This window comes from Nocardia sp. CC201C (genome assembly GCF_030010695.1).
GTDB lineage: Bacteria > Actinomycetota > Actinomycetes > Mycobacteriales > Mycobacteriaceae > Nocardia > Nocardia otitidiscaviarum.
Genome location: NZ_JASCXP010000300.1, coordinates 1 through 9,162, shown reverse-complemented (window position 1 = coordinate 9,162; position 9,162 = coordinate 1). Strand labels below are relative to the sequence as shown.

Sequence of the window (9,162 nt, the reverse complement as noted above, 5' to 3'; positions counted from 1 at the left end):
GACGGCGAAGGGGACGCCGCCCGGCGTCGTGGTGGCCTCGGTCAACGCGTGCAGTTCGGCGACCAGGGCGGCGATGGTGTCCTCGCCGCGGTACACCGGAACCACCACCGAGACCGCGTGCGGCCGGTCGATACCGGGCCGGATCGGATGCTCCGCGGTGTCGACGTCGGAGTGGTACGTGCGTCGGGAGGGAATCGGCATCAGCTGAATCGACTTTCGATGACGGTACGCGTGCCGGTGCTCCTCGAGGACTGGCTGGAGCCCGAGCCGTCGAGCACTTTAACACGGTGCGGACAACCTCCCGGGGCGGCGGCCGCGTCGTCGCGCCCTGCCGCGAACCGTGACTGCCGGTAGGGTGGGGAACTCGTGACGGGCAGTGCGGTCTCGACGGTGACCTCGGACGGGTGCGCGCCCGAACCGAGCCGCGGCGCGGGCGAATCCGATTCCCGCCGAGCGGTATTGCGCTGGGGCGCGGTCACCGTGCTGGGCGTGTTGCTGGGCTACGCGGCGGTGCTGCTGGCCAATGCCAGGCACTTCTACACCGATGACACCGAATCCCAGTACACCGGCCTGTGGGTGGGGCTCGGGCGGGCGCTGCGGGCGGGGGAGTTCCCGGTGCTGTGGCCCGAGCAGTGGATGTCGGGCAACAACACCATGGACGATGCGGGACTGTTCAATCCGCCGCAGCTGCTCATCGACCTGCTCGCGCCGTCCTTCGACAATATGGCGCTGTACGCCACGCTGGTCAAACTGGTCTTCTCGATCATCGCGGCGCTGGGCGTGTACCGCATCTGCCTGGTCTACGGCGCGCGACCGGCGTGGGCGGCGGTGGCGGGCGTGGCCTTCCCGCTGTCCGGATTCTTCCTGTTCTTCGACGAGGCCAGCTGGATGACGGCGCTCACCGGCACCGCCTGGCTGGTGCACGCCTGGGCGTCGGCGGTGCGGTACACGCGCGGGCCCGGCGGGGGCGATGGGCCCGGAGGCGGCAGCCCGCGTAACCACGGAGGGACCCGCCCCCGCCGCCGTGGATACGGCGGGCCGATACCGGTCTTCGTCTTTCTCTACCTGACCATTTCCACGCAGTACATCTTCCCGGCCATCGAGGCCGCGCTCATGCTGGGCGCGGTGGCGGTGGGCGAGCTGGTGTCGCGGCGGGACTGGCGGCCGGTGGCGCGGCTGACCGCGGTGAGCGCGTGCGCCGGACTGGCCGGACTGATGGTCTTCCTGCCGGCCATGCTGTCGGCCCAGGTGACCTGGCGGGGATCCGCGCAGATCGTGAACGACCAGTTCCTCACGGTGCCCTGGTCGGAATCGCTGAATGCCAGCCTGCCCTCCACCCTTCCGGCCTTTCCCTCCTGGTGGGGATATGTGCAACCCATGCCGGTCACCTATATCGCCTGGTTCCTGATTCCGGCGCTGGCGTTCGTGGACTGGCGGGCGGCGCGCGAACACTGGCGGGAGTTCGTCTCCGTCGGACTGTTCGCGATCGTCATGCTGCTGTGGGCGGCCGGGCCCGGCACCATCGGCCCGCTGCGCTGGCCCGCGCGGGTGCTGCCCATGATCGCCATCGCACTGCTGGTGCTGGTGTGTGTGCTGCTCGGGCGGTTCGGGACGGTCGTGCGGTGGCGGGCGCGCGGCGTGGCGGCCGGGGTGCTGATCCTGGCGCTGTGGGTGCGCTCGTTCTCGGCCGATCCGCACACTGTGGTCCGGCACGTGGTCTCGGTGATCGTCGTCGCGGCGGTGGGGGCGGTGGTGGTGTGGCTGGCGCGGACGCGAGGAAGCGCGGCCGCCTGCGCGGCGGTCCTGGTCGCCATGTTCCCGATCGCCTACTGGCAGGTGCGTGCCGCGCAGCCGACGCCCATGTCGTACAACATGCCGACGAACCGATCCGATGCGGCGCGGGTCTTCCCGGACTTCCCGGGCACCACCATTCAGCTCGCCGATCGCGCACTCGTGCGGCCGGAGGACAAGAGCCTGGACGGGGCGTACGGCTCGCTGGTCTTCGGCAATTATGCCAAATCGCTCGAACTGGACTATGTCAACGGGTACACCCCGACCGGCCACTTCTATTTCGGCGAACTGCTGTGCATGCGGTGGGATTCCAGTGTGTGCCCGGACGCCTACCGGCGGCTCTTCGCGCCGGAGCCGACCACCGGCCGCCCGCTGGTGGATCTGATGAAACTGGACCGGGTGGTCGTGCAGCGGGCGCTGTTCCCCGACGTGCGCGCCCAGGACGCGCCGCCGGGGTGGCGGTGGGTGGATCTGCCCGGGGACCGCTACATCTGGGTACTCGAACGCGTGGCCGGGCTCGTCTCGACCGAGAACGGCCGCGTCGCGGCCACCCGCGATGCCACCGCGACCTCGGTATCGGAGACCGACACCACCAGCCGGGTGCGGGTGTCCTCGGCGCGGGGCGGGCAGGTGGTGTTCGCCCGCCTCGGCTGGCCGGGCTACCGCGCCACCCTGGACGGGCGGCCGGTGCCCATCTCGACCGTCGCCAAATCCTTCGTGGCCGTGCGGATTCCGGCCGGGACCGAGTCCGCCGAGCTGGTGCTGACCTGGCGGCCGCCGGGCTGGAAGATCGGGCTGGCCACCGGCGCGGCCGGCATACTCGGCCTGGCGGTGTCGCAGTGGTGGTACCTGCGCGCCCGGCGCACCGACGGTGCGGAGGAGTCGCCGCCCGCACCGGACGGCGAGCGTGCCGCCGCGGCCCGGTAGGTTATCGGTCATGCCGGAGGACATCACCTTGGACTCGACCCTGCTCAGCCTGCTGGCCTGCCCGCAGGACAAGGGCCCGCTGCTGCTGGTCCACGACGACCAGGGGGCCGCGCTGCTCTACAACCCGCGCCTGCGCCGCGCCTACCCGATCGACAACGGCATCCCGGTCCTGCTCGTCGACGAGGCGCGCGAGGTGTCGGACGAGGAGCACACGGCCTTCATCGTCCAGGACTGAGGCGACCGCAGGCACGGAGCCGCGGGACACGGATCCCCACCGTGAGTTCGAGCATGGCCGCGGCCGCTGCCCGCCCGGGATCGCGGTACGCGGCCGTCCGGCGCTGGTCAGGTCTTCAGGTCGCCGGTCAGGTAGCGCTGGAGCGTCGGCCCCACCTCGGCGGCCAGCTCGTCCACGGACATGGAGGCGAGCGGTTCGACCTCGAGGATCTTGCGCGCCACCAGCACACCGATGAGCTGCGAGGCGGCCAGCACTACCCGCCGCGTCCCCGTGCCCGGGGGTGAATCCACGCGGGCGCGAACGTCTTTCAGCGCCACCTCGACCAGGAAGGTTCGCACCAGCGCCGGATCGCCGCCGCCCAGCGCACTCCGGAAGGCGGCCACGGCCCGCACACCGATGGGCGAATCCCACAGCCCGACCACCGTGCGGACGATGGTGTCGCCCAACCGATCCAGCGGCGCGGCGGCGACGGCCCCCGTGACGATGCTCGGATCGGCGGGGATATCCAGTGCGGCCGTGAGCAATTGCTGTTTGGTGCCGAAATAGTGGTGCACGAGCGCCGGATCCACCCCGGCGGCGCCGGCGATGGACCGTATCGACGCCCGGTCGAATCCCACCTCCGCGAAACGCACCCGGGCGGCGTCGAGGATCGCCTCCCGGGTGCCGGATCGACCGGGCCGCCGCCCGCCGCGTCCGCCGCGCTCCGTCACGCGGTACGACGGCGTAGCGTCGCCGCGCCGAGACCCAGTGCGGCGGCGGCGAACAGCGCCACGACGAGCAGGTCACGCCACATCGCGCCGGTGGCCCCGGGATTGTTCGACACCTCCTGCAGCGCCGATACCGCGTAGCTCAGCGGCAGCACATCGCTGATCGCCTCCAGCCAGTCGGGCAACTGCTCACGCGGCACCAGCAGGCCACACAGGAAGAACTGGGGTCCGACGATCACGGGCATGAACTGTACGGCCTGGAATTCGGTGCGCGCGAAGGCACTCGCCAGCAGGCCGAGCGCCACCCCGAGCACCGCGTCGACGATCGCGATGAGCAGCACCAGCCAGACACTGCCCGCGGCGCGCAGATCCAGCAGCCAGAACGACACCAGGCAGGCGACGCCCGCCTGCGCGCCCGCCGCGAGGGAGAACGCCGAACCGTACCCGGCCAGCAGATCCAGTTTGGCCAGCGGTGTGGTCATGAGTCGTTCCAGGGTGCCCGAGGTGCGTTCGCGCTGCATGGCGATGGCCGTGATCAGGAACATGACGATGAACGGCAGAATGCCCAGCATGCTGATGCCGACCCGGTCGAACACCCGCGGCGCGCCCGGCGGCGTCGGCGAGTCCTGGTACACGAAGTACAGCAGGGTCAGCAGCAGCGCCGGAACCAGCAGCAGCATGGCCACGGTGCGGTGGTCGGCGCGCAACTGCTTCAGGATGCGCGCGGTGGTGGCCGTGTAGCAGGCCAGCGGGCGGGGGCCGGTGCGGGTGGTCACGACCGTCCTCCCATCTCGATGAGGGCGAGAAACGCGTTCTCCAAACTGGATTCGCCGGTATCGGCGCGCAATTCGTCGGGACTGAGCTGGGCCAGCAGGTGGCCCTCGCGCATGAGCAGCAGTTGATCGCAGTGCGCGGCCTCGTCCATCACATGACTGGAGACCAGCAGTGTGCGGCCCTGTTCGGCCAGGGCGTGGAATTCCTTCCAGAGTTCCACGCGCAGTACGGGATCCAGGCCGACGGTAGGTTCGTCGAGAATCAGCACCTCCGGATCGGCCACCAGTGCGCAGGCCAGCGAGGTGCGGGTGCGCTGCCCGCCGGACAGCTGATTGCCGCGTTGCCCGGCATGGTCGCTCATCCCCACGGCGGCGATGGCCGCGGCCACCTGGTCCCGCGAAGCGCCGTACATCGCACCGAAATACGAGACGTTGTCGGTGACGGTGAGGTCGTCGTAGATGCTCGGAGCCTGCGTCACATAGCCGACCCGCGAGCGCAGCCCACGCGACCCGGCCGTCTCGCCCAGCACCCGCACCGTGCCCGACTCGATGATCTGGGTGCCGACGATGCCGCGCATGAGCGTGGTCTTACCGCAGCCCGAGGGTCCGAGCAGGCCGGTGATGCGACCGCGCGGCACGGTCAGCGTGATGTCGTGGAGTACCCGCCGCCCGCCCCGCGTGACGCACAGGGCGTCGGCGTCGATGGCGGGCGTGGGGTTCGGTGTCGTCATGGGACCACCTATAATTCATTGAGTGTTGAATTCACTGTGTGATGAATTCTGCACCCTGATTGACCGCGACACAAGACCCGATTCGAATCCGGTTCCCGCGCGCCGCCCACCCGCTTCGCCCCGACGAATCGGACCGATCCCGCGGCGGCCACCGCGTGTGCGGATGCGATGGTGACGAAAGGCTGACGGCCCGCGTGTCGGCGGCCTGTCGGGCCGCGAACGACGGCCGTCGGCACCACAATCGCGGATATGTCTGTCGTGTGCGCGGAGTTTCATGGATCGGCGGCCGTCCCGTCTCATGGATCGGCGGCCGCCCCGCGATGTGCGGCCCACGTCGGATCGGCGACGCGCGTACCGCGGCGCACGCCGGACAGTCGAAATCCGAACCGGGCGTGCGGCCCGGCGGGATGGGCGCGTCCGGCGGTATCGAAGCCGTCGCGGGGCTGGCCCGTGCGGAGGCGGACGGCGAGTCCGATCCGCCGCGCGGTGCATGTTCGACCGGCAGCGTGCGGGTGCGCAGCGGTTGTCGGATCGACGGCGACGGGTGGGCGGGTGTGTGCGTCGGACCATCGACGATATCCGGCCCGGTCGGCACCTCGCCGCACCGGCGGACCGCAACCATGCCACACCGGGCCGTCGCCGGACAGGCCATGACCACGCTCAGCCGGTACCCGGTCCTGGCGAGCCACAGCTACGGAGGACACTTGTGCGTGTATTGCTCACCGGCGCGGCCGGTTTCATCGGTTCCCACATCCACCGCGCGCTCACCGATGCCGGGCATGAGGTCGTCGCGCTCGACCTGATGCTGCCCGCCGCCCACGGGGCCGAGGCGGTGCCGCCGCGCGGTGTCGAGCGAGCGGATGTGCGCGATCCGGAGGCGCTCGACGCGTGCCTGAGCGGGGTGGACGCGGTGTGTCATCAGGCCGCCGTGGTCGGTGCGGGGGTGAGCGCCCAGGACGCGCCCGCCTACGCCAGTCACAACGATCTCGGCACCGCGGTGCTGCTGGCCGCCATGGACCGGGCGCACTGCCGCCACCTCGTGCTGGCCTCGTCCATGGTGGTGTACGGCGAGGGCAGCTATGTGGACCGCGACGGTGAACGGGTCGAGCCCGCACCGCGCACCCGCGCGGATCTGGACGGGGGCCGCTTCGACCACCTCGGCCCGGATGGCGCACCGCTGCACTGGGCTCCGGTCGACGAGGACGCCCCGCTGCGCCCGCGCAGCCTGTACGCCGCGAGCAAACTCGCGCAGGAGCACTATGCCGCCGCCTGGGCCACCGCCACCGGTGCCACCGTGACGGCGCTGCGCTACCACAATGTCTACGGCGACGGCATGCCCAGGGATACACCGTATTCCGGCGTGGCGGCCATCTTCCGCTCCGCCCTGGAGGCGGGCGAGGCGCCCCGCGTCTTCGAAGACGGCCGCCAGGCCCGCGATTTCGTGCACGTCCGCGATATCGCCGCCGCCAATCTGGCCGCCCTCGAACGTCCGCTCGACGCCTTCGTCCCCCTGAACATCGCCTCCGGCCACCCGATCACCATCGGCGAGGTGGCCGCCGTCCTCGCCACCGCCCACGGCGGCAAACCCCCGGTGGTCACCGCCGACTACCGCCCCGGCGACGTCCGCCACATCGTCGCCAGCCCCGCCCGCGCGCACCGCCTCCTCGGCTTCACCGCCGCCACCACTCCCACCACCGGCCTCACCGAATTCGCCTCCGCCCCACTGCGATCGGCCCCCGCCTCCGGTGCCCCGACCTGGTAACCGAGCCCCGAACCTCGTGGAGCCGAGCGCCACGGGACAGCTTCTGTACCGTGCGCGGCGGGCCAGAGCTGTGAGCCGTGCGCTCAGAGGCTCGCCCTTGGCCGTCGGGTTTCGGCCGCGCCCCCGGGGTACTCACGGGCCGCACTGGACGCGGTTCGCGAGCGGCGCTCCGAGAGGGCTCGGCTTGTATCGGCCGGTGTCGCGAACCGCAGGCGGGCGGGAGCGGTGCGGTGCGCCCGCCCGCCGCACTGGGCCGACCTCTCCGCGGTGCCAGCACCGTATGTGGTGCAAGCTCGGTCGTTGCGGACGGCCATCGCGGTGGCCCAGGACGCGTCGCTCTACCGTTCACCATTACCGAGCAGTGGCAGGCGGATCTCGAATCGGGCTCCCCGGTCGCGGTTCTCGGCGTGGATCTCGCCGTGGTGGGCCGCCACGAGCCCGGCGGCGATGGCCAGGCCCATGCCGCTGCTGCTGCCGAGTTCGGCCGCGCCGGGGGAGCGGGCGGAGGTGCCGCGATAGGCGACCTCGAAGATGCGGGGCAGGTCGACGGGGGAGATGCCGGGGCCGGTGTCGTCCACGCGGGTCCAGGCGTGGCCGTCGGAGGTGCCCGCGGCGATCTCGATCCGGCCGCCGGGTGGCGTGTGGGCGATGGCATTGGCGACCAGGTTGGTGAGCACCCGGGTCAGGGCGCGGTCGCTGCCCGCCACCACGATGCGGTGCTCGGGTTGCCGTGCGGTGAGGGCGATTCCGGCGCGCCGGGCGGTCGGCTGGTTGGCGGCCAGCACCTCGTCGATCAACTCGCGCAGGTCCACCGGCTCCAGGGACAGCCGCAGCGCCCCGGCATTGATCTTCGACATCTCGAACAGGTCGTCGACCATGGCGGAGAGCCGATTGGTCTCACGCACAATGCGTTCGGCGTACGTGCGCACCTCGTCACCCTCGTCGACCACTCCGTCGGCGAGCGCTTCACCCATGGCCCGGATCCCCGCCAGCGGGGTGCGCAGATCATGGCTCACCCACGCGATCAGCTCCCGCCGCGACTGCTCCGCGGCCCGCTCCCGCTCGCGCATCTGCTTCTCCCACACCGTGGCCCGCGCCTGCGCCCGCCCCAGCAGAATGGCCGCGGGCACCGTCACCGCCGTGACCACGCCCAGGACGGTGGCGGTACGGGCCAGCGCGTCGTCGAACATGAGCCCGCTGACCGCGACCACGCCGCTGAGCGTCGCCAGCGTCGGAATCAGCACCAGCACGGCCATACTCGTGGTCATGGCGCGATTGCGGGTGTAGCGCAGCAGCAGCGCGCCGACCACCACCACCGGCAGCGATCCGGCGAGCGCGTAGCCGATGAGGCCGGGGGTGTCAGTCGGCACCGGGCACATCCTCACCGGAATCGGTACGGCCCCAAGCGTATCCGCGCCCCCATACGGTGTCGATGCGATGCGCCGCACCGAGCTTGGCGCGCAGCCGCTTGATGTGCACGGTCACCGTGGACAGGTCGCCGAAGGTCCACCCCCACACCTCCGCGAGCAGTTCGTCGCGGCTGAACACCCGGTGCGGATGGGTCAGCAGGAAGGTGAGCAGATCGAATTCGCGTGCGGTCAACTCCACCGGCATCCCGGCCACCTGCACGGCGCGGGCCGCGGGCCGCAGTTCGACATCCCCGCTGCGCAGCACCTGCCCGGCGCTCGTCGTGGGCCGGGTGCGCCGCAGCACCGAGGCCACCCGCAGCGCGAGTTCGCGGGGGCTGAACGGCTTGGTCACGTAATCGTCTGCCCCGGACTGCAATCCGAGCACCCGGTCGTCCTCCTCGCCGAGCGCGGTGAGCAGTATGATCGGCGTATCCGGATGCGGCCCGCCGCGCACCATGCGCACCAGGTCGATCCCGTCCGGCGGCGGCATCATCACATCGAGAATGGCGAGGTCGATGTCATTGCGCGCCAATACCGCCGCGGTCTGCGGCCCGTCGGCCGTCTCCACGACCTCGAGCCCGTCCCGTTCCAGATAGCGCCGCACCACCTCCCGCACCACGGGATCGTCATCGGCCACCAGAATGCGCATGACAGTCACCAATTCGTGAGTACCAGATGGTTGACGAGCAGTGCCCCGACCGCCTGCACGGCCAGCCACCCCCGCATATCCCGCCGCGGCAGCAGCGCGGTGCCCGCGATCACCCACAGCCCGAACGGCAGCCAGATCCGTTCCGTCTCGGCCTTGCTCAGCCCACTGAGATCGGCCA

8 protein-coding genes and 1 pseudogene are annotated in these 9,162 nt (G+C 71.0%); 3 read left to right on the top strand and 6 right to left on the bottom strand.

The window, feature by feature from the left end:
- A pseudogene (locus tag QK444_RS25875) lies at window positions 1-201 on the bottom strand (glycosyltransferase); the annotation flags it as partial.
- A 288-nt stretch (window positions 202-489) separates the two neighbouring features.
- Here QK444_RS25875 and QK444_RS25870 point away from each other — a divergent pair.
- Window positions 490-2,718, top strand: a complete 2,229-nt coding sequence (locus QK444_RS25870) for a hypothetical protein (protein ID WP_282784555.1) — start codon at window positions 490-492, stop codon at window positions 2,716-2,718.
- 10 nt (window positions 2,719-2,728) lie between these two features.
- Window positions 2,729-2,953, top strand: a complete 225-nt coding sequence (locus QK444_RS25865) for a Trm112 family protein (protein WP_228812302.1) — start codon at window positions 2,729-2,731, stop codon at window positions 2,951-2,953.
- 107 nt (window positions 2,954-3,060) lie between these two features.
- Here QK444_RS25865 and QK444_RS25860 read toward each other — a convergent pair whose 3' ends face one another.
- The 3 genes from QK444_RS25860 to QK444_RS25850 are packed head-to-tail and all read right to left on the bottom strand — an operon-like array spanning window position 3,061 to window position 5,164.
- Window positions 3,061-3,663: a TetR family transcriptional regulator gene (locus QK444_RS25860; RefSeq protein ID WP_282784551.1), complete on the bottom strand. Its 603-nt coding sequence runs from the start codon at window positions 3,661-3,663 to the stop codon at window positions 3,061-3,063.
- Window positions 3,660-4,436, bottom strand: coding sequence for an ABC transporter permease (locus tag QK444_RS25855; protein ID WP_282784550.1), 777 nt, complete (start codon window positions 4,434-4,436; stop codon window positions 3,660-3,662). The genes QK444_RS25860 and QK444_RS25855 overlap by 4 nt, the downstream gene beginning before the upstream one ends.
- A complete protein-coding gene (locus tag QK444_RS25850) occupies window positions 4,433-5,164 on the bottom strand; it encodes an ABC transporter ATP-binding protein (protein WP_282784548.1) in 732 nt (243 codons plus the stop codon). Before QK444_RS25850 ends, QK444_RS25855 begins: the two co-directional genes overlap by 4 nt.
- A gap of 706 nt (window positions 5,165-5,870) precedes the next feature.
- On the opposite strand from QK444_RS25850, the gene QK444_RS25845 reads away from it, so the two are divergent.
- Window positions 5,871-6,926, top strand: coding sequence for an NAD-dependent epimerase/dehydratase family protein (locus QK444_RS25845; protein ID WP_282784546.1), 1,056 nt, complete (start codon window positions 5,871-5,873; stop codon window positions 6,924-6,926).
- Between the two features lie 338 nt (window positions 6,927-7,264).
- Here QK444_RS25845 and QK444_RS25840 read toward each other — a convergent pair whose 3' ends face one another.
- Together QK444_RS25840 and QK444_RS25835 are read right to left on the bottom strand one after the other, a co-directional pair.
- Entirely contained in the window at window positions 7,265-8,296 is a 1,032-nt protein-coding gene (locus QK444_RS25840) for a HAMP domain-containing sensor histidine kinase (RefSeq protein ID WP_282784544.1), read from the bottom strand.
- Window positions 8,286-8,984, bottom strand: a complete 699-nt coding sequence (locus tag QK444_RS25835) for a response regulator transcription factor (RefSeq protein ID WP_282784542.1) — start codon at window positions 8,982-8,984, stop codon at window positions 8,286-8,288. Before QK444_RS25835 ends, QK444_RS25840 begins: the two co-directional genes overlap by 11 nt.
- Window positions 8,985-9,162 lie beyond the last annotated feature (178 nt).